The organism is Mesorhizobium sp. M0478 (assembly GCF_040321305.1).
Classification (GTDB): Bacteria; Pseudomonadota; Alphaproteobacteria; order Rhizobiales; family Rhizobiaceae; genus Mesorhizobium.
In genome coordinates, this window is sequence record NZ_JAMYRH010000006.1 from 224,177 (window position 1) to 245,958 (window position 21,782).

General features: G+C 64.1%; 14 protein-coding genes and 1 pseudogene. 10 read left to right on the forward strand and 5 right to left on the reverse strand.

Annotated features, from left to right (window positions below; genetic code table 11):
* Positions 1-124: 124 nt before the first annotated feature.
* From NKI64_RS16980 to NKI64_RS16995, 4 genes are all read right to left on the reverse strand, one after another.
* The gene (locus tag NKI64_RS16980) at positions 125-1,483 is read right to left on the reverse strand and encodes an FAD-binding oxidoreductase (RefSeq protein ID WP_352668867.1); all 1,359 of its coding nucleotides are present in this window, start codon (positions 1,481-1,483) and stop codon (positions 125-127) included.
* Positions 1,484-1,486: 3 nt separating this feature from the next.
* Entirely contained in the window at positions 1,487-2,920 is a 1,434-nt protein-coding gene (locus tag NKI64_RS16985; RefSeq protein WP_352668870.1) for a UbiA family prenyltransferase, read from the reverse strand.
* A gap of 206 nt (positions 2,921-3,126) precedes the next feature.
* The gene (locus tag NKI64_RS16990) at positions 3,127-3,390 is read right to left on the reverse strand and encodes a hypothetical protein (RefSeq protein ID WP_023670370.1); all 264 of its coding nucleotides are present in this window, start codon (positions 3,388-3,390) and stop codon (positions 3,127-3,129) included.
* Between the two features lie 145 nt (positions 3,391-3,535).
* Positions 3,536-6,025: a mechanosensitive ion channel family protein gene (locus NKI64_RS16995; protein WP_352668872.1), complete on the reverse strand. Its 2,490-nt coding sequence runs from the start codon at positions 6,023-6,025 to the stop codon at positions 3,536-3,538.
* A 317-nt stretch (positions 6,026-6,342) separates the two neighbouring features.
* Between NKI64_RS16995 and NKI64_RS17000 the strand changes: the two genes are divergently transcribed.
* The 5 genes and pseudogenes from NKI64_RS17000 to NKI64_RS17020 form a co-directional block, all read left to right on the forward strand.
* Complete coding sequence (locus NKI64_RS17000) at positions 6,343-7,602, forward strand: sarcosine oxidase subunit beta family protein (protein WP_352668874.1); 1,260 nt, start codon at positions 6,343-6,345, stop codon at positions 7,600-7,602.
* A gap of 11 nt (positions 7,603-7,613) precedes the next feature.
* Positions 7,614-7,910 (forward strand): sarcosine oxidase subunit delta, encoded by a 297-nt coding sequence (locus tag NKI64_RS17005; protein ID WP_352668876.1) that lies wholly within the window; start codon positions 7,614-7,616, stop codon positions 7,908-7,910.
* Positions 7,907-10,900, forward strand: coding sequence for a sarcosine oxidase subunit alpha (locus NKI64_RS17010; RefSeq protein WP_352668879.1), 2,994 nt, complete (start codon positions 7,907-7,909; stop codon positions 10,898-10,900). Before NKI64_RS17005 ends, NKI64_RS17010 begins: the two co-directional genes overlap by 4 nt.
* The gene (locus tag NKI64_RS17015) at positions 10,893-11,510 is read left to right on the forward strand and encodes a sarcosine oxidase subunit gamma (protein WP_352668881.1); all 618 of its coding nucleotides are present in this window, start codon (positions 10,893-10,895) and stop codon (positions 11,508-11,510) included. The genes NKI64_RS17010 and NKI64_RS17015 overlap by 8 nt, the downstream gene beginning before the upstream one ends.
* Positions 11,511-11,663: 153 nt before the next feature.
* Positions 11,664-12,908: pseudogene (locus NKI64_RS17020) on the forward strand (MFS transporter); the annotation flags it as partial.
* Positions 12,909-13,123: 215 nt separating this feature from the next.
* Here NKI64_RS17020 and NKI64_RS17025 read toward each other — a convergent pair.
* On the reverse strand, positions 13,124-13,828 hold the full coding sequence (locus NKI64_RS17025) for a nitroreductase (protein WP_023733781.1): 705 nt from the start codon (positions 13,826-13,828) through the stop codon (positions 13,124-13,126).
* Positions 13,829-14,110: 282 nt separating this feature from the next.
* Here NKI64_RS17025 and NKI64_RS17030 point away from each other — a divergent pair, with 282 nt between their 5' ends.
* The 5 genes from NKI64_RS17030 to NKI64_RS17050 all read left to right on the forward strand — a co-directional run bounded on the left by NKI64_RS17030 (position 14,111) and on the right by NKI64_RS17050 (position 21,722).
* On the forward strand, positions 14,111-14,653 hold the full coding sequence (locus tag NKI64_RS17030; protein ID WP_352668970.1) for a helix-turn-helix domain-containing protein: 543 nt from the start codon (positions 14,111-14,113) through the stop codon (positions 14,651-14,653).
* 94 nt (positions 14,654-14,747) lie between these two features.
* Complete coding sequence (locus NKI64_RS17035) at positions 14,748-17,201, forward strand: GcvT family protein (protein ID WP_023744692.1); 2,454 nt, start codon at positions 14,748-14,750, stop codon at positions 17,199-17,201.
* Entirely contained in the window at positions 17,198-18,097 is a 900-nt protein-coding gene (locus NKI64_RS17040; protein WP_023688086.1) for a homocysteine S-methyltransferase family protein, read from the forward strand. Before NKI64_RS17035 ends, NKI64_RS17040 begins: the two co-directional genes overlap by 4 nt.
* A complete protein-coding gene (locus NKI64_RS17045; protein ID WP_023739111.1) occupies positions 18,097-19,278 on the forward strand; it encodes a pyridoxal phosphate-dependent aminotransferase in 1,182 nt (393 codons plus the stop codon). Before NKI64_RS17040 ends, NKI64_RS17045 begins: the two co-directional genes overlap by 1 nt.
* Entirely contained in the window at positions 19,275-21,722 is a 2,448-nt protein-coding gene (locus NKI64_RS17050) for a GcvT family protein (RefSeq protein WP_352668883.1), read from the forward strand. Before NKI64_RS17045 ends, NKI64_RS17050 begins: the two co-directional genes overlap by 4 nt.
* Positions 21,723-21,782 lie beyond the last annotated feature (60 nt).

Genomic DNA, 21,782 nt, shown 5'->3' on the forward strand with positions numbered 1-21,782 from the left:
ATTTTGCACCCGCCACTCGCAACGGTCCTATTACTAACCTGCAAACATTTCGTGAAGTCACGACAATGCTTTGAGTAAACCACGCAACTTACGATCTATTCACCATGACTTATTCGGATTGTACCTATTCAGCTGCCTCGACACGCCCTGGCCGGACGTTGAGCTTTTTCGCCGTCCGCAGCCAGAAACTGGACACGAACGCCGGGTCGCGCAGCGCTTCAAGCCGCTGCCAATTCGGGAAGGAGGCCGCGAAAGTATCAGCGCCCATGCGCGCATCCTTGTACGGGTTGACCGCGCCGCCGGCCGCGACCGTGATGCGGTCGAGTTCGCTGAGCAGGGCCAGCGTCCTGTCGCCGCGATTGGGGAAATCCAGCGTCAACGTGAAGCCTGGCCGCGGAAAGGACAGCAGCCCCGGCGAGCGGATCGAGCCGAAGCGCTTCAACACGGTGAGGAAAGAGCCCTGCCCGGCCCGTCGCGCCGCCTCGAGCAGCGCCGGCATGGTCTGACGCGCGACATTTTCCGGCACCACGCTCTGGTGCTGGTAGAGACCTTTCGGGCCATACAGCCGATTCCAGTCGCCGACACCATCAAGCGGAAAGAAAAAGCCCTGGTAGCCGGTTTGGCTCGGCCCCGGCGAGCGCCCCTTCTTCCACCGATAGGCGGCGTTGAAGGCGGTGAGGAACGGCCGGTTGAGCACATTGAACGGCGGCTGGAACGGCACTGAAAAACGGGAGCCGGCGCGAGACGCCGCATGCGAGCCATACTCGGCATGATTTCCTGTCAACAACAGGCCGCGCCCGCGGCCATGGCCATGGCCGCCGGCAAGCTGGTCGATCCAGGCAACGGCATATTCATTGGCCTGGTCGGCGGCCTCGGCCAGTTCGAAGAATTCGCCGAGATCGGCAAACCGCGTTACCTTCTCGGCGATATCGAGCGAATGCACCCGCATCAGCCGGATCGAGGCCGACAGGATCAGGCCGGTCAGCCCCATGCCGCCGATCGTCGCCGCAAACAGCCTTGCATTGTCGGTTGCCGAGCAGGTGTAGGTCCGCCCATCCGAGCGCAGCAGGGTGAGAGACTCGACATGGCAGCCAAAGGTGCCGCGCCGGTGATGGTTCTTGCCATGGACGTCATTGGCGATCGCGCCGCCAAGGGTGACGAACTGGGTGCCTGGGACCACAGTCGGAAAGAAACCGTAAGGTGCAGTGTGCGCAATGATATCGGAGAGGAACACGCCGGCCTCCGCCTCGAGCAGGCCGGTCTCGGCATTGAAGGCGCCGATGCGGTTCAGCGGCCGCATGTCCACGACCGCACCTGGCTCGTTCTGGCAGGAATCGCCGTAGGAGCGGCCATTGCCATAGGCGAGCAAGGCGTTCTTTGTCGCCTTGCCGCTCCGCATCAGCGCGATGGCATCGTCGGCCGCGATGGCTCGCTTTGCGGCCGGCGTGGCGAGGCCAAAACTCCGGTACCGTTCGCCGGCCATGCCCTACCAGCCTCCCGCGACCAGAAGGGCGGCGCCGATCACCACGACGATCTGGCTTCGCCAGTCGCGAATGATGAAGATGACCGGATCATCATTCATCTCGTTGCGGCGCGCCAGGATCCAGACCCGCATGGTCAAATACAGCACGATCGGCGCCAGCGGCCAGACCAGCCAGGGATGCGGATAGAGTTCGCGTACCGCGACGCTGTCCATGTAGAGCGCCAGCACCAGCGCCGAGGAGAAGGCCGACGCCATGCCCGCCTGGGCGACGATCTCCTGGTCTTCGATGCGGTAGCCGCGACCGGCAATGCGCTCGCCCACCGGAATGGCTGTGGTGCGCAGTTCGACATAGCGCTTCACCAGCGCCAGCGACAGGAAGAAGAAAATCGAGAAGGCGAGCAGCCAGAACGAGACTTCGACCCCGGTCGCCGCAGCACCTGCCAGCACACGCACTGTGTAGAGCCCGGCCAGCGTCAGTACGTCGGCCAGGAGCATGCGCTTGAACGACAGCGAATAGGCTGTGGTCACCACCAGATAGCCGGCGAGCACGCCCAGGAACTCGATCGGCAACAGAAGCCCGGCGGCGATGCCGATCGTCAGCAGAGCGGCCATCGCGCCGAGACCGAACGGGATCGACAAAGCGCCGCTGGCGAAAGGCCGGTTGCGTTTGGTCGGATGCTTGCGGTCGAGCGCAAGGTCGAAGAAATCGTTGAGGATGTAGATGGCGGAAGCCACGGCGCTGAAGGCGACGAACGCCAGCAGGCATTGCCAGATCATGTTGATGTTGAAGTATTCATGCGACAGCACCATCGGCACCGCGATCAGCGAATTCTTCAGCCACTGATGCACCCGCAGCATCTTGACGAATGTCTTCAATGTCCTTTTCGGCGCCGGCATCCTTTCGGCGCCATGCGCGGCCTGCCAGCGCCTCGCATGGCGGTCGGGCGCCACGACGATGGCGTTGCGTGCGGCTCCGAAAACCTTGAGGTCGTGCCGGCTGTTGCCGGCATAGTCGAAACCGCCGTCGCCATAGGCGGCGATGAGCGCGTCGCGCTTGCGGTCCGAGGTCATGTTGTGGGGACCGTCGGTCGCCAGCACATAGTCGAAGACGCCCAGATGCGCGGCGATTGTCTCGGCGAACTTGCGTGGCGTACCGGTCGCCAGCACGATCTTGCGTCCGTCGCGATGGTCGGCGCGCAGCCGCTGCAGCAGCGCTTCGCGATAGGGCAGCGAGGCCGGATCGATGTCGATGCGGTCGGCAATCGCTTGTTTCAGCCGCGCCGGGCCGGCGGCCAGCCAGAACGGAACCAGGAAAACATAGAGCGGATTCTTCTTGAGCAGGATGAACAGGCCTTCCCAAAGAAGATCGGTCGCAATCAGCGTGCCGTCGAGGTCGACCGCAAGCGGGATTGCGTTCTTGTCCGACCGCGCATCCATATCTTTCCTGCCCAGCTCAAAAACCCGTCGCGCCACGTTTCGGCGTCTTGGTATCCGGCATAGCGAGCAACGGCGCAACGAACGTTAAAACGTCTGGTTGCAACGGATATGCGCCGGGGTATTTCCCTCGTCATCGTTAAGCAACCGTTGCCGTAGACGAGAAAAGGCCGGGCATTGCCCGGCCTCTACTACATTTGCCTGCCGACTTACTTGATGCGGGCAACGCCACCCGAGATTTCGACCGTTTCCGAGCCGGTCAGGGCCTCGAGGTCACCATTGGGCAAGGTGACAAAACAGCCGTTCGGGCAGAATTCCACGGTTTCGCCGGCGGCCAGCGCCAGCTCCGTCTTGCCGCCGCCTTCCGTCACGATCAGCGTACGGGTCTCAGCATCCTTGTTGACCGCGCTGGCGGCAAAGGCCGAGCCACTCGCTGCGGTAAGAGCGATGGCGACGACGAGCGACTTCCACATTTTGCAATATCGGTGTTTCCACACCGCCTCTGTTGCATTTCGCAAGGCATTCTCGCCTCTGCATGTGAGCTTATATGAGATGCAAGCTGAACCGCAACTGAATGCCGCATTCATGCCGCAATTGGTTTGGGAGGAGCTTGGGGCCTTAGCTGGGATCGGGTTTGCGGGCCTTGCGACCAGTTTTGGCCAGCCGCTTCGCCTCGGCGGCGGCTCTGGCCTCCGCCTGCTCCTTCTCGGCGAACTCGACCTCGATCTTGTCGTCGTCGATCGGCCATGCGTCGGTCTTCTTGACCTTGACCTCGGCGCGCGGCGTCGAGGGGATTTCTATGTGCTCGGCGTCAAAAGCATCGAGAACGGCAAAGCGGATATCGTTCTGAACGATGGCGCCGTTCAGCACATCGGCCAGGAACACGCGGATCTCGAACTCGAGTGCTGCCGGCCCGAAATTGGTGAACAGCACGAAGGGTTCCGGGTTCTTCAGCACCAGCGCATGGCCGCGCGCAATCTCAAGCAGGACCGCGTGTACCCGCTTGACGTCGCTGCCATAGGCGACCCCGACCTTGATCTCCACACGTCCGAGCTTGTTGCGGTGCGTCCAGTTGCCGACGGCGTTGTTGATGAGGTTCGAATTGGGCAGGATCACCGATTGCCGCTGGAAGGTCTCGATTTCGGTGGCGCGCACGCTGATCTTCTTGACCGTGCCTGATGTGTCGCCGGCGACGATCCAGTCGCCGACCTTGAACGGCCGCTCGGCGAGAAGGATCAGGCCGGACACGAAGTTGGACACGACATTCTGCAGGCCAAAGCCGATACCCAGCGAGAGTGCGCCTGCAACGAGCGCCAGGTTGGAGAGATCGATGCCCGCCGCCGAGATGCCGACGAGCCCAGCGAGCGCGACGCCGGCATAGCCGACCGCCAGCCGGATCGAGTTGCGCACGCCGGTATCGACCTTGCCGCGCGCCATTACCGAGCCGTCGAGCCAGCCCTGGAACCAGCGGGTCAGGAAATAGCCGATGATGAAGACGACGATGCCGGTGAGGATGCCGGTGACCGAAATCGTCACCGAACCGACGGTGACGCCTGTCGCCAATTTATAGCCCCAGGCCTGGATATCGCCGGGCTGGAAGCCCCACATCAACAGGATCAGCGGCAGGAACACCAGCACGATCATCAGGTTGATGGCGACGCTGACGACGAGGCCGAGCTGGTCGAGCGCGGTGTCCTCATAGCTGGAATTGGTCTTCAGCCAGCGCCCGATGGACGTGCCGGCGAAACCACCCTCCTCGCCGATCTCGCGCGCCGACAGGAAGCCGATATAGGCGGTGAGCAGGATGGTGCCGGTGACCACGACCTGCAACGAGACGAAGATGGCAAGACCGATATAGCCGAACAGCGCCGCCGCAATCGTGAACAGGCCGAGCGCGACACAGGTGTAGCGCAGCCAGGCCGGCCAGGGGCGCCAGCGCCCGTCGGCGTCCTTGTAAGGCTTCAGCAGCGCCATAAGGATCAGGATGACGCCCACGATGACCGTGGCGACAAAACTCCTGGCCACCGTCAGCGACAGGGGCGAGCCCATCTTGTCGTTGACGATCGACAGGAAATTGTTGATGCCGATGACGACTGCCATGGCCGTCGTCAGCCGCACCAGCCAACGCGCCGGGCCGGTCTCGACCTGGATCAGGCGCCAGTTCGGCATGCTGGGCGACAGCGCCGCATTGGTCAGGCGGTTGACACAGAACACTATGGCGATGACGGCTGCCAGAGCGTTGAGGAACACGCCTATGTCGCCGCGCAGCACATTGTAGTAATTGTACAGGAACACTGTCGAGGCGAGGAAGGCGCTGACCGCCAGCGTCGGCAGCAAGGTCGACCAGAACGCCACCGACAGGCGACTGAGATACGTCGGATCTTCAACCGACGCGTCGGCCTCGAAGATGCGCCCAAACAGGCGGCGCCCACCGACCAGAAGCACCACGGCCAACGCAAGCGCCATGAGGGTCGCCGCGAGCATCGCCTGGAACTTGAACTTGAAGGCAAAGCTCAGCCAGGACGACACCGCCCTGTAAAAATTGGCGTATTCGTCCCTGGCGTCGGAAAACACTTGCGGGCTCAGTGCATCGGACAGCACATAGCGCTTGGTCAGCCCGCTGCGAAACAGCTCGCTGCGCATATTGCCGATCTTCTCGATCAGCGCATTGATGCGGATAGACAGGTTCTGCGCGCCGGCGATGACGGCGTTGATCTCCGCCTTTTCCGACGCCAGCGCCTGGCGCTCGCCGGTAACGATATCCGGTTCAGGCGGCTGTCCGGCAGCCGGGGGCGCACCAAGCTGCTCAAGCCTCGAATTGATCTCCCCCAGCCGGGACCGGAACGCCAGCGCGCTGTTCAGCGCAGCGCGCGACAGCTCTTCCAGCTGCAGGCGGATCTCGACGAGGGTGGTGTCGTCGACGCCGTCCTCCTGGACTTTCTTCTCCAGAGCGTCGGTTTTCGTCGTCAAACCCTGCAGGATTTTCTGCTGGTCGGCGACCAGCCCGGCAGGCGCCTGGCCCAGCCCCTGCGCCATCGCGCCGAACGAATGCGGCGCCAAGGCAACGAGCGCGAGGACCAGGATCAGGCGAAAGAAGCGAAAAAGCATAATGGTGGCGACTCAAAGGGCGGCAAGGCCGCTTCTAAAGCGGTCCTTGATAGAGACGCTCATCCCGTGGGGCAAGTCGTGGCGAAGTCATCGCAGTTGGGCGCCTTGCGGGAGTCGGCCAGTCGAAAAGCCATGGCGCAATCTTGGCTTTGCGCCCGCCGCCTGCTCTATAGTCTGCCGCATCGCGCCGAGCCGGAAGGTTTCAGGTCTGTCCGACCTGAAACCTTCCGGCTCTAGAAATCAAAGATATAGAGCATGATGTCGTCCGAAAACCGCTTCACACTTTTCGGCATCATGCTCTAGGGATGACATGAAGAATGGCGGAATATTCAGCCCTTTCGCTTCTCACGAACGCGCTCAAGGGAAACAAGGACTGGAAGCCGGCCTGGCGCAAGCCCGACCCCAAGGCTTCCTATGACGTCATCATCATCGGTGGCGGCGGCCACGGCCTGTCGACGGCGTACTATCTGGCCAAGGAGCACGGCATCACCAATGTCGCGGTGCTGGAAAAGGGCTGGCTGGGTTCCGGCAATGTCGGCCGTAACACCACGGCGGTGCGCTCCAACTACCTTTTGCCGTCCAACACCCGCTTCTACGAACATTCGATGAAGATGTGGGAGAACCTGTCGCACGACCTCAACTACAACGTCATGTTCTCGCAGCGCGGCTGCCTGAACCTGGCTCACACGCCGGCCCAGTTCGACGACTTGGCCAGGCGCGGCAACGCCATGCGCCATCTCGGCGTCGATGCCGAGCTGATGAGCACCGCCGAGATCGCGCGCCTGGTCCCGGCGCTGGACATGTCGTCCTCGGCGCGCTTTCCGATCGTCGGCGGCCTGATGCAGCCGCGCGCCGGCACCGCCCGTCACGATGCGGTGGCCTGGGGCTATGCCCGCGGCGCCGACCGCCGCGGCGTCGACATCGTCGAGAATTGCGAGGTCACCGGCTTCCTGCGCGACGGCGACCGCATCACCGGCGTGCAGACGACGCGCGGAGAGATCCGCGGCAAGAAAGTTGCCGTGGCCGTTGCCGGCAGCACCGGACGGGTAATGCAGCTTGCCGGCATCGACAGGATGCCGATCGAGAGCCATGTGCTGCAGGCCTTCGTCACCGAATCGCTGAAACCTTTCGTCGACACGGTGCTGACCTTCGGCATGGGTCATTTCTACATGTCGCAGTCCGACAAGGGCGGCCTCGTCTACGGCGGTGACATCGACGGCTACAACAGCTACGCTCAGCGCGGCAACCTGCCCATCGTCGATGAGGTGATGAGCGAGATGCTGGCGCTGTTTCCCGGCCTTGCGCGTGTACGCATGCTGCGCTCCTGGGGCGGCGTCTGCGACATGTCGATGGACGGTTCGCCGATCATCACCACCGGCCCGCTGCCCGGCATGTATCTCAACTGCGGCTGGTGCTATGGGGGCTTCAAGGCCACGCCGGCCTCGGGCTGGTGCTTCGCATACACCATCGCCAAGGACGAACCGCACGCGTTCAACGCGCCGTTCACGCTCGACCGTTTTTATCGCGGCCTGGTGATTGACGACAAGGGCCAGGGCGCAACGCCCCGGCTGCATTAGGGTTCAAACAAATGCTTATCACTTGTCCCTATTGCGGCCCGCGCGACGTCATCGAGTTCACCTATCAGGGCGACGGCAACCGCGAGCGCCCGCAGCCCGCCTCGCAGGACCTCGACGCCTGGAACGCCTATGTCTACGATCGGCTGAACCCGGCCGGCGACCACAATGAGATATGGCAGCATTACGGCGGTTGCCGCACCCATCTGAGGATGGTGCGCAACACGGTAACGCATGAGATTTCCAGCACCGGTTTCGCCCGCGGCGACCACAATGCCGCCGCCCGGCACAAAGCCGGAGGCAAGTCGTGAGCCCGCGCCGCACCGAGACCGGCGGCCGCGTCGACCGGCTGCGCACCATCCGCTTCACCTTCGACGGCACGCCCTACACCGGCCATGCCGGCGACACGCTGGCCTCGGCGCTGCTTGCTAACGGCGTCACGCTTTTCGGCCGCTCATTCAAATACCACCGCCCGCGCGGCCTGCTCTCGGCCGGCGTCGAGGAACCGAACGCGCTGGTGACGGTGCTGCGCGGCGAAGTGCGCGAGCCCAACATCGCCGCAACCATGGTCGAGATCTATGACGGGCTGGTGGCCGTCAGCCAGAACCGCTTTCCCTCGCTCGCCTGGGACATCAACGCCGTCAACCAGCTCGGCGGCAAGATCCTGGCCGCCGGCTTCTACTACAAGACCTTCATGGGCCCTGTCTTCGGCCCCCTGAAAGGCACCCGCTTCTGGATGTTCTGCGAGCATTTCATCCGCCGCGCCGCCGGCCTGGGCCGCGCCGGTATTGCCGCCGACACCTCGCGCTACGAGCGCATGAACGCGTTTTGCGACGTGCTGGTGGTCGGCTCCGGCCCGGCCGGCCTGTCAGCCGCCAAGGCCGCTGCCGACCAGGGCGCGCGCGTCATCCTGGCCGAACTCGAGCCGCGTTTCGGCGGCTCGGCCAACTGGTCCGGCGAGGCCATCGACGGCGCGCCGGCCGCCGACTGGGCGGCGCGCGCCGTCAGCCAGCTCGAAGGCCATGACACGGTCCGCCTGCTGCCGCGCACCACGGTGTGGGGCTATTACGACGGCAACACGCTAGCCGCGCTCGAGCGCGTCACCGACCACAAGGAAACGCCCGGCAAGGGCGAGCCGCGCCATCGCTACTGGGCGATCCGCGCCAAGACGGTGGTGCTGGCCACCGGCTCTTTCGAGCGGCCGCTTGTGTTCCCCGGCAATGACCGGCCGGGCGTCATGCTGGCGCATGCCGCCGAGCGCTATGCTAACGATTATGGCGTGCTGCCCGGCGACAGGATCGCGCTGTTCACCAACAATGACAGCGCCTATCGCTCGGCGCTGGCGCTGAGGAAGGCCGGGGCGGCTATTGTCGCCATCGTCGATGTGCGCCCCGAGCTTTCGGCCGAAATGCGCAGCCTCGCCACCGAGGCCGAAGCCGAAATCCTCTCCGGCCATGCCGTGGTCGCCACCGAAGGCGGCAAGGCGCTCTCCGGCCTCAAGGTGCAGCGCTTCGACATGACCTCGGGCGCGCTCAGCGGTGACGCCCGCAGCATCCACGCCGATTGCCTGCTGATGTCGGGTGGCTGGTCGCCGACCATCCATCTCGCCAGCCAGGCCGGTGCCAGAGCCGAATGGAACCCTGCCCGCCAGGCCTTCCTGCCGCCGAAACCGACTCGGCAATGGATTGGCGCCGGCGCTTTCAACGGCAGCTTTTCGACCGTCGAAGCCATCACTGAGGGCCGTGCAGCCGGCCTGTCCGCCGCGGGCGGAGCGGCTGCGCCGGCAGCTTTGCCGGATGTCGAAGCAGCCCCGGGAAACCCCGATCCGGCGCCGGTGTTCGAGATCAAAGCCAAGGGAAAAAGCTTCGTCGACTTCCAGCATGACGTGACTGCCGAAGACGTGCGGCTGGCGCATCGCGAAGGTTTTGTCTCCGTCGAGCATCTGAAGCGCTACACCACGCTCGGCATGGCGACCGACCAGGGCAAGAACTCCAACGTTCCGGGCCTCGCCATCATGGCCGAGGCGTTGGGCAAACCGATCCCCGAAGTCGGAACGACGCGCTTCCGCCCGCCCTATTCCGCGGTGTCGATCGGCTCGCTTGCCGCCGAACGCTTCGGCGATCTGAAACCCGAGCGCCTGACGCCCATGCATGACTGGCACCTCGCCAATGGCGCAACGATGTATTCCGCTGGCCTCTGGTATCGACCAATGATCTACGGCCTTGCCGGCGAGACGGTCGAGCAGGCCTATGTCCGTGAAGCCAGGGCGACGCGCGAAAGCGCCGGCATCGTCGACGTCTCGACGCTGGGCAAGATCGCCGTTCAGGGACCGGATGCGGGCGAATTCCTCGACCGGGTCTACACCAACATGTTTTCCACCCTCCCCGTCGGCAAGGCCCGCTACGGCCTGATGCTGCGCGAGGACGGGCTGGCCTTCGACGACGGCACCACATGGCGGCTCGGCGAACAGGATTTCCTGATGACGACCACCACGGCCAACGCCGGCAAGGTGATGCAGCATCTGGAATATTTCCTCGACGTCATCTGGCCGGAGCTCAAAGTGCACGTCACCTCGGTAACCGACGAATGGGCGGGCGCGGCCATCGGCGGGCCGAAGGCGCGGGCCATCCTCGCCGCCTGTGTCACCGGCACCGCGGTCGACAACACAGCCCTGCCGTTCATGGGCATCGTGCGCGGCGAGATATCAGGCGTGCCGGTGATGATTTGCCGGCTGTCCTTCTCCGGAGAAATGGCCTTCGAGGTCTATTGCGGCGCCGGCTACGGCACCCATGTCTGGCAAGCCCTTATCGAAGCCGGCAAGCCGTTCGGCCTGGTCACCTACGGGCTGGAGGCGTTGGGCACGATGCGCATCGAAAAGGGCCATGTCACCGGCGCGGAGATCGACGGCCGCGCCACGGCGCGCGACCTGCATCTCGACTGGATGCTGTCGAAGAAGAAGCCGTTCATCGGCTCGGCGATGATGGACCGCGAAGGCCTGATCGCGCCCGAGCGGCTGCAGCTGGTCGGCCTAGTCTCGCTCGACAATCGGCCGTTCAATGGCGGAGCCCACCTCGTCGAGGAACTGGACGAAGCCAATCCGCACGACTCCATCGGCCATATCACCGCCTGCTGCTACTCGCCGGCGCTGGGCAAGCACATCGCGCTGGCTTTGGTCGAGGGCGGCAAGGCGCGCCATGGCACCCGCGCGTTTGTCTCCGATCCGCTGCGCAAGCGGTTCGGGCCGGTCGAAATCGTCTCCAACCATTTCTACGACCCGGACGGGAGCCGCATGCATGGCTGAGCGCCAATCACGTGAACGCCAGCCACCCGAGCGGCTCTCGCCGCTCGAGCCGGTGTTCCATCCGGGTTCGCACGGCAACTTCGAGCATGGCGTCGATGTCATTCTGACCAAAATCAGGCCAGGCTCGATTCTGCAGCTGGCCGCATGGCCCGGCGCGGAAAAGCAGCTGATCGAGGCGATCGGCAAGGTCACCGGCCTCGATTTGCCCGATGGCGCCGGCGGCGGCGTTGCCAAGGACGGCAAGGCCGTGTTTGGTTTCGCGCCTGGAAAATTCACCGTCGTCGACGAGGCCGAGGGCTTGGCGGCGAGTTTTGCCCGGGACGTAACCCCGGTAATCGGCACGATCACCGACCTGTCGCATGGCCGCACCGCTATCCGCATCGCCGGCCCTAAGGCCGAATGGGTGCTGGCGAAATTCTTCGCCATCGACTTCGCCCTGCCTGCCTTCCCCATAGGCGCCGGCCGTTCGACCACCCATCACGACGTCTTTGCGCAGATCCAGCGCACCGGCGCCGACCAGTTCGATATCTATGTCTTCCGCTCCTTCGCCCGCTCGTTCTGGAAGGCGCTCTGCCATGCCAGCGAGGAGGTCGGCTACGAGGTTCAGTAGGGCCGACAGCCGTTCTGGCCTCAAGGCCAGCCGGTTCTGCCGCTAGAGAATGCTCCAATGGAAGCCCATGGTGGGGAACGTGGCCCAACCGGCCCAGGGGATTACAAAGATCCCGTCTCAGAGTCGGCATCGTCATTTGGTTCGAACATCCCCATGACCGCAGAACTATCCGCCGGCGCCACGGATCGCGCCGATGTGTCGGCTAGAGCCTTGCTCCTGCTGCCGCTGACGGTCGCCTGCGGCGTGTTCATGACCAGCCTCGACCAGAATGTCGTGGTCACCGCCCTGCCCGGTATCAGCGACAGCCTCGGCCGGCCGCCGAGCCAGCTCGGTCTGTTGATCACCGTCTATGTCGCCAGCCTGATCATCTCGATGCCGCTCGGCGGCTGGGCCGCCGACCGCTTCGGCCTGCGCAACGTTTACTGCTTCGCCTTGCTGGTGTTCGCCGCGTCATCGGCGCTGTGCGGATTGTCCAACGACATCTGGACGCTGGTCGGCGCCCGCGCGCTGCAAGGCTTCGGCGGCGCCTTGATGGGGACGCTCGGCCAGGTCGTCATCCTGTCGACCTTCCCGCGCAGCCGCACGCTGAAAATCAACATGTATATCTCACTGGCCGGCCAGTCCGGACCGCTGGTCGGCCCGCTCGTCGGCGGCGCGCTGACGACTTACATTTCATGGCGCTGGATCTTCTTCATCAACGTGCCGTTCGCGCTGGCGGCGGCCGTACTTGCCGCCTCGCTGTTTCCGACGGTTACCAAACCGGTGCGCACGCAGTTCGATTTTCCGGGCTTCCTGCTGGTCGGCGGCGGCATGGTCCTGCTGGTCTTCGGCATGGATTCGCTTGCGGCCAAAGACGCTGCCGGCAGCATGATCGCGGCCGAGCTGGCGCTGGCGATCGTCATCCTGACGCTTGCCTCCTTCTACTGCCTGCGCGCCCGCAACCCCTTGCTTGACCTGAAACTCCTGCACATCCGCACCTTTCGCATCTCATTCCTCACCGGTGGTGGGCTGGACACGATCGGCCTGAGCTCGGTCGTTTTCCTTTTGCCGCTGATGTTCCAGCTCGGCTTCGGCATGAGCGCGGTGCAGGCGGGATCGCTGACTTTCGTCGCCGCAATCGGCTCGCTGATCATGCGTGTCTTCATGCCGCGCCTGCTCAACCGTTTCGGCTTTCGCCGCGTGCTGGTCGTCAACACGCCGATCGTTGCTGCCATGGTAGCGGGCTTCGCCTTGATTGACGCGACAACGCCGGTCTGGATCGTGCTCGTCTATATCTTTGCCTTCGGCGTTCTGCGCTCGGCGCAGTGGGCTTCGACCGGCAATCTCGCCTATTCCGACATCGCGCCCGACCAGCTCGCCCGCTTCAGCGCGCTCTACTACATACTGTGGCAGTTGGGGGTGGCGATCAGCGTCGGCCTGGCGGCGGCGCTGTTGTCGTTCCTGGCTGGCGGCAGGCCGGCGGTGACCAACGATTTCCGCATCCTGTTCGTGGTCGAGGGCGTCATCACGTTGTGCGCGCTGATCGCCTATCTCAGACTGACACCGCAGGACGGCGCCCATGTCAGCGGCCATGGCGCGCAGATGACGTGGAATGAGGCCCCGGTAGCCGAGCCCTATCCGCTGAACGTCACCCACTCTTCCAGCGGCACGCGGTCGGTGCGGAAGTCGTTTTCGGGTTTCGACGTATCCTCGAGGCCGAGCGCCATGCCGCAGACGACGATCTCCTCGTCGGGGATGTTGAGCACCGGCCGGATCTGCCGGTGATAGGGCGCGAAGGCGGCCTGCGGGCAGGTGTGCAGGCCCCTGCCTCGCGCCGCCACCATGATGTTCTGCAGGAACATTCCGTAGTCGATCCACGAGCCCTGGTTCAGCCGCCGGTCGATGGTGAAGATCATGCCGACCGGCGCGTCGAAGAAGACGAAGTTGCGGTCGTGCTGGGCGCGCATCTTGTCGACCTCGCGGCGGCCGATGCCGAGTGCCCCATAGAGCCCGAAACCGTTGGCGCGGCGGCGGGTGAGATACGGCTCGAAGAACTGGGTGGGGTAATAGCGATACTCGTCCCAATCGGCCTTTTCGGCGCGGATACCGGAATTCAGGATGGCATCGGTGATCTGCTGCTTGACCTCGCCCTTGACGACATAGACCCGCCAAGGCTGCATATTGGTGCCCGAAGGCGCGCGCGAGGCGACGCCGAGAATGGCTCGGATCGTCTCGTCATCGACCATGTCGGGCAGGAAGGCGCGCACTGAACGGCGCGAGATGATCGCCTCGTCGACAACAGCGGCGTTATGCGCTGCCAGGCCGTTTTTTTCCAGCATGGGCCGTCCCTTTGCGCACACTTCGAAAGCCGAACCGGCTATCGGAGAAGACCTTGCGCAGATTTGAATCCTTGGTCGCCGACCCGCATTCCCACACCGCCGCTCGTGCCAGAGCCTTTGCATGAACCGCCAAAATCGCGCAAGCAAATCTTGTGTGTCCATGAAAATTTGCTTGATTTTTTCACGGATATGAGCTCTCATGAAATTCGTTTCCAGATTTTCATCAAGTGAGCGTTTTTGCCCCCAGCTATCCCCAAAACATTGCAGGGACCCGACGAGCGCCTGCTGGCGAGCGACATCCGTGCGCTGCGCAAGGCGCGCGGGCTGACGCTGGTTGAGATCGCGCTGAAGCTTGGTCGCTCCGTCGGCTGGGTCAGCCAGGTCGAGCGCGGCCTGTCTATCCCTTCGCTTGGCGACCTCAGGGCTTTCGCAGACCTGTTCGGCGTGCCGCTCAGCCTGTTCTTCAGCCACGACGTGCCGATCGAAAAGGAGCGCGGCTTTGTCGTGCGCGCCGGCAGCCGGCGCACGCTTGGCACAAGCGAATCCGGCCTCGTGGAAGAGCTTCTGTCGCCCGATCTCGGCGGTAGTTTCGAGATGGTGCGTTCGATCTTTGCGCCGGGCGCCGAGATGAAGAGCGAGCAGCTGCGGCCGACCGAGGAAGCCGGCTACATCGCCTCTGGCATTTTCGAGATCGAGATAGCCGGCGTCTGGCACCGGCTCGGCGAAGGCGATTCCTTCCGCTTCGAGCGCAAGCCGTACCGCTGGCGCAATCCCGGCAGCGAGCCGGCCGTAATCATCTGGGTGGTTTCGCCGCCTGTTTATTGAATGCATGTCGCCCAAAGTGTGCAGCGGTTTGGGAAACGACATGCATCAAGCAAAAAGATAGAAGCGCAGCGCGCTTCAGGTTTGGGAGAAGAATATGGCCGGTTTGCCGACTACGGCACGCGTGGTGATCATCGGAGGCGGTGTCGTCGGCACCTCCTCGCTCTACCATCTGTGCAAGGCGGGTTGGACCGACTGCGTGCTGCTTGAAAAGAACGAGCTGACATCGGGCTCGACCTGGCATGCCGCCGGCAATGTGCCGACCTTCTCGTCGTCCTGGTCGCTGATGAACATGCAGCGCTATTCGACCGAGCTCTATCGCGGCTTGGCTGATGCCGTCGACTATCCCATGAACTACCACGTTACCGGCTCGCTCCGCCTCGCCCACACCAAGGAGCGCATGCAGGAGTTCCAGCGCGCCAAGGGCATGGGCCGCTACCAGGGCATGGACATCGACATCGTCGGCCCCGACGAGATCAAGCGCCGCTATCCCTTCATCGAGACGCATGACCTCAAAGGTGCGCTCTACGATCCAAACGACGGCGACATCGACCCCGCGCAGCTGACGCAGGCACTGGCCAAGGGTGCGCGCGACATGGGCGCCAGGATCGTCCGCTTCTGTCCGGTGTCAGGTGTGCGCCGCGAGAACGACGAATGGGTTGTCGGGACGCCGCAAGGCGAGATCCGTTGCGAGATCGTCGTCAACGCCGCCGGCTACCGAGCCGCGGAAGTCGGCAAAATGTTCGGCCGCGACGTCCCGATGATGGTGATGAGCCATCAGTACATTTTGTTCGAGGAAATCCCCGAACTGGTGGCGTGGTCGAAGGAGCAGGGCAAGAAACTGCCGCTGCTGCGCGACGTCGACACATCCTACTATCTGCGCCAGGAAAAGAACGGCATGAATCTCGGTCCCTATGAGCGCAATTGCCGCGCGCATTGGGCAACCCACAACGACCCGATGCCGGAGGACTTTTCCTTCCAGCTCTTCCCCGACGATCTCGACCGTCTCGAGCACTACCTTGCCGATGCCGTAGCCCGCGTGCCGATCCTGGGCACTGCCGGCCTGTCCAAGGTGATCAACGGGCCGATCCCTTACGCGCCGGACGGCAATCCGCTGATCGGTCCGATGCCCGGCGTTCCCAACGCGTTCGAGGCCTGTGTCTTCACCTTCGGCATCGCCCAGGGCGGCGGTGCCGGCAAGGTGCTGGCCGAATGGGTGACGCAAGGCCAGACCGAATGGGACATGTGGTCCTGCGACCCGCGCCGCTTCACCTCATTTGCGGCCGCCCCCGACTATAGCGTCGCCAAGGGTATGGAGATCTACGGCAACGAATACGCCATCCAGTTTCCGCGCCATGCCTGGCCGGCCGGGCGCGACCGCAAGCTGTCGCCGATCCACGATCGCATCAAGGCGCTCGGCGCCCAGTTCGACGCCTATAATGGCTGGGAGCGTGCCACCTGGTATGCGCAACCCGGTGACGACACGTCGGAAGAAGCAACACTCACCTTCCGCCGCGACGGGCCGTGGCAGCACCGCGTGCGCGAAGAATGCCTGGCGGTGCGCGACGCCGCCGGCATTCTGGACCTGCCCGGCTTCTCGCGCTTCAACCTCGAAGGTCCTGGCGCAGCCGAATGGCTGGCGCTGCAGGTCACCGGCCTGGTGCCCAAGCCCGGCCGCATCGGCCTCGCCTATTTCGCCGACGACAAGGGCCGCATCGTCACCGAGATGTCGGTGGTGCGCCATGGCGAAGAGCAGATGACCCTGATCACCGCGGCGGTAGCGCAGTGGCACGATTTCGAATGGCTGAAGTCGCGCCTGCCGAAGGACGCAGCTTTCACCCTCACCGACAGGACCGAAGACTATTCGACGCAAATCCTCGCCGGCCCCAATTCGCGCAAGATCCTGGCCGAGGTCTGTGGCGCGGATCTCTCGCTGCCCTGGCTGACGCATCAGGAAACCACCATCGCCGGCCGCTGGGCGAAGCTGGTGCGGGTATCCTTCGCCGGCGAACTCGGCTGGGAAATCCACACCAAGGTGGGAGACACCGCCGCCATCTTCGACGCCGTCTGGACGGCGGGACAAAAACACGGTCTGAAACCGTTCGGCATGTATGCGCTGGATTCGCTGCGCCTCGAAAAGGGCTACCGGACCTGGAAGGGCGACCTGTCGACCGACTATACGGTCCTGCAGGGCGGGCTCGAGCGCTTCGTAAAATGGGACAAGCCCGACTTCCGCGGCAAGGCAGCCCTGCAGAACGAAAAGCAGCAAGGCGTAAAGAAGCGCTTCGTCACGCTGGTGGTCGAAAACCCCGGCGATTGCGACGCGCCGTCGGTGTCGACGCTCTGGCATGACGGCAAGATCGTCGGCGAGACGACGTCCGGCGGCTGGGGGCATCGCATCGACAAATCGATCGCGCTCGGCATGCTGCGCGCCGACCTGGCTGAACCCAATACCGCGATCGAGATTGAAATTTTTGGCGATCGTTTCAAGGCGGTCGTGCAGAAAGACGAGCCGCTGTGGGATCCGAAAAACGAAAGATTGAGAGCATGAAGAAAGTCATTCTCACCGATGGCGGCATGGGCCAGGAACTGGTCCGCCGCAGCAGCTCCGAGCCGACGCCGCTCTGGTCGGCCAGGGTGCTGATCGACGAGCCGGATCTGGTGCGTGGCCTGCATGCCGAATTCATCCGGGCCGGCGCTCGCGTCATCACCATCAACACCTATTCGGCGACGCCGGAGCGGCTCGCGCGGGAAGGAGCAGAAGACCTCTTCAGGCCCTTGCAGAAGCGCGGCATCGAATTGGCAAGACAGGCACGCGAGGAGGCAGGCGATGCAGCGATCGCCGGCTGCCTGTCACCGCTGTTCGGCAGCTATGCGCCGGCGCTGACCATATCGTTCGAGGAGACGCTGGAAATCTATCGCCGCATCGTCGCCGAGCAGGCCGATGGCGTCGACCTGTTCCTGTGCGAGACCATGGCCTCAGCCGAGGAAGGCCGTGCGGCCGTCACCGCTGCGTCGGAAAGCGGCAAACCTGTCTGGGTGTCTTGGACGCTCGCCGATCACGGCGCGCCGCGGCTGCGCAGCGGCGAAACAATAGCGGCAGCGGCGGACGCCCTCGACGGCCTGACGGTTGCAGCGCGCCTGGTGAATTGCTGCCGGCCAGAAGCGATCGCCGCGGCACTGCCCGAATTGATTGCTCTCGGCGGCCCGGTCGGCGCCTATGCCAATGGCTTCACCTCTGTCGAAGCGCTCAAGCATGGCGGAACGGTGGAAGTGCTGCACGCACGCCACGACCTTGATCCGGATGCCTATGCCGACCAGGCGCTCGGCTGGGTCGCCGCTGGCGCCACCATCGTCGGCGGCTGCTGCGAAGTCGGCCCTGCCCACATCGCCGCCTTGCGCGATCAGCTCGAACAGGCCGGCCACGAAATCTCGGGAGTATCCTGATGCCCAGACCGTCATCGCGCATTTCCGGCATCGTGCCTTCGGGCAAGGATGGCTGGGAGGTCCACACCGAGGCCTGGGCCCGCAAGGAGGCCGGCCAGGACATCATCATGCTGTCGGTCGGCGACCATGATTTCGATACGCCGAGCCAGACGATCGAAGCCTGCGTGACGGCGGTTCGCGGCAGCAACCATCACTACACCCCGCTGTCCGGCGTTCCGCGCCTTCGCAGGGCGATGGCGGCGGCCTCGACCGCTTGCACCGGGGTCGAGACGGCACCTGACCAAGTCATCGCCACGCCCGGCGGCCAGGCTGCCCTTTACGCGGCCGTGCAGGCCGTTCTCGACCAGGGCGACCACGCTATCGTGGTGGCGCCCTACTACGCGACTTATCCCAACACCTTCAGCGCCGCCGGCGCCAGCTTCACTGTCGTCGAGACGCCGGCCGAAGACGGTTTCCAGCCGCACGCCGAGATGATCCGCGCGGCGCTCAAGCCCAACACGCGCGCCATTTTGATCAACACGCCGAACAACCCGACCGGCGCCGTCTATTCGCGTGAGCGTCTGGAAGAGCTGGCCGAGATCTGCCGCGAGCACGATCTCTGGCTGCTGTCGGACGAGGTCTACTGGACGCTCGGCGGCGGCGAGCACATCTCGCCGCGCGGCCTGCCCGGCATGGCGGAGCGCACGCTGGTCATCAATTCGATGTCCAAGAGCCATGGCATGACCGGCTGGCGCATGGGCTGGCTGACCGGCCCAGCGCAGATGATCACGCTGTTGACCAATCTCAATCTGGTGACGACCTACGGCCTGCCGGCCTTCATCTCGATCGCCTGCGCCGAGGCGCTGGAGAACCGCTTTGGCGTCAAGGAGATCGCCGAACGCTATGCGGCGCGCCGCACCGTCCTGCTCGACGCCGTGCGCGGCATGAACAATGTCAGCGTGCACGGCTCCGAGGGCGGCATGTATGTCATGCTCGACATCTCCGCCGTCGAGCCCGACGACGAGAAATTCGCCTGGGCCTTTCTCGACCAGGAGAGTGTCGGCGTCATGCCGGGTTCCAGCTTCGGCAAGGCCGCAGCCGGCCACATCCGCATCAGTCTCTGCCAACCGGAACCGGTGCTTCAGGAAGCCGCAAAACGCCTGCGCCGCTTCGCATCCGGCTATCGCCGCGAGGCCGCATGACCAGAAGCATTCCCACCAAGGCGCGCGCGGTTATCATCGGCGGCGGTGTCTCCGGCTGTTCGGTCGCCTACCACCTGGCCAAGCTCGGCTGGACCGACATCGTGCTGCTCGAACGCAAGCAGCTGACCTCGGGGACGACCTGGCACGCCGCCGGCCTGATCGGCCAGCTGCGCGGCTCGCAGAACATGACGCGGCTGGCGAAATATTCGGCCGACCTCTACGTCAAGCTGGAGGCCGAGACCGAAGTCGGCACCGGCATGCGTCAGGTCGGCTCGATCACCGTAGCGCTGACCGAGGAGCGCAAGCACGAGATTTACCGGCAGGCCTCGCTCGCCCGCGCCTTCGATGTCGATGTGCGCGAGATTTCGCCGAACGAAGTTAAGGCAATGTACCCGCATCTCAACGTGTCCGATGTGGTCGGCGCCGTGCATCTGCCGCTCGACGGCCAGTGCGATCCCGCCAACATCGCCATGGCGCTGGCCAAGGGCGCCCGCCAGCGTGGCGCCGCCATCGTCGAGAATGTGAAGGTCACCAAGGTCCATACCAAGGCCGGTCGCGTCACCGGTGTGTCGTGGGCGCAAGGCGAGGATCAGGGAACGATCGAGGCCGACATCGTCGTCAACTGCGCCGGCATGTGGGCGCGCGAGCTCGGCGCCCAGAACGGCGTCACCATCCCGCTGCATGCCTGCGAACATTTTTATCTCGTCACCGAGCCGATCCCCGGGCTCGGTCGTCTACCGGTGCTGCGCGTTCCCGATGAATGCGCCTACTACAAGGAAGACGCCGGCAAGATGATGCTCGGCGCCTTCGAGCCGGTGGCCAAGCCCTGGGGCATGGACGGCATAAGCGAGGATTTCTGCTTCGACCAGTTGCCGGAGGACATGGAGCATTTCGAGCCGATCCTCGATATGGGCGTCAACCGCATGCCGATGCTGGCAACCGCCGGCATTCACACCTTCTTCAACGGCCCCGAAAGCTTTACCCCCGACGACCGCTACTATCTCGGCGAGGCCCCGGAACTCCGTGGCTACTGGATGGCGACCGGCTACAATTCCATCGGCATCGTCTCGTCCGGCGGCGCCGGCATGGCGCTGGCGCAGTGGATCAATGACGGCGAAGCGCCCTTCGACCTCTGGGAAGTCGACATCCGCCGCGCCCAGCCATTCCAGAAGAACCGTAGGTATCTCAAGGAGCGTGTCTCCGAAACACTCGGCCTGCTCTATGCCGACCATTTCCCCTACCGGCAGATGGCAACGTCCAGGAATGTCAGGCGCTCGCCCCTGCACGAACAGCTGAAGGCGCGCGGCGCCGTGTTCGGCGAAGTCGCCGGCTGGGAGCGCGCCAACTGGTTCGCCCGCGAGGGACAGGAGCGCGAATATCGCTATTCCTGGAAGCGGCAGAACTGGTTCGACAACCAGCGCGAGGAACATCTGGCGGTCCGCAACAAGGTCGCCCTGTTCGACATGACCTCGTTCGGCAAGATCCGTGTCGAAGGCCGCGACGCCTGCGCCTTCCTGCAAAGGCTCTGCGCCAACGACATGGATGGGGCGCCCGGCAAGATCGTCTACACCCAGATGCTCAACCAGCGCGGCGGCATCGAGAGCGATCTGACGGTATCGCGGCTATCTGAGACCGCCTACTTCCTCGTCGTGCCGGGCGCGACGCTGCAACGCGACCTCGCCTGGCTGCGCCGGCATGTCGGCGATGAATTCGTAGTCATCACCGATGTCACGGCAGCTGAGGCCGTGCTCTGCCTGATGGGTCCAGATGCGCGAAAACTGATCCAGAAGGTCAGCCCTAATGATTTTTCCAATGAGAACAATCCGTTCGGCACCTTCCAGGAGATCGAGATCGGCATGGGCCTCGCCCGCGCGCACCGCGTCACCTATGTCGGCGAACTCGGCTGGGAACTTTATGTCTCGACCGACCAGGCGGCCCATGTCTTCGAGGCGATCGATGAGGCGGGGGCGGATGTCGGCCTGCAACTTTGCGGCCTGCATACGCTCGATTCCTGTCGCATCGAAAAGGCGTTTCGGCATTTCGGCCACGACATCACCGACGAGGACAATGTGCTGGAGGCCGGCCTCGGCTTTGCGGTTAAAACCGCCAAGAGCGAGTTCATCGGCCGCGATGCGGTGCTGAAGAGAAAAGAAGCCGGCCTGTCGCGCCGGCTGGTGCAGTTCCGTTTGAAAGACCCTGAACCCCTGCTCTTCCACAACGAGGCGATCCTGCGCGACGGCAAGATCGTCGGCCCGATCACATCGGGGAATTACGGCCACCATCTCGGCGGCGCGATCGGACTGGGCTATGTGCCCTGCCAGGGCGAGAGCGAGGCGGATGTGCTGGCCTCGTCCTACGAGATCGAGATCGCCGGCGAGCGTTTTGCGGCGGAAGCATCGCTGAAGCCGATGTACGATCCCAAGGCGGAACGGACGAGGATGTAGCACCTTTTTACCCTCCCCTTGTGGGGAGGGTCGGCTCGCAGTCGGAGCGAAGCGGCGATT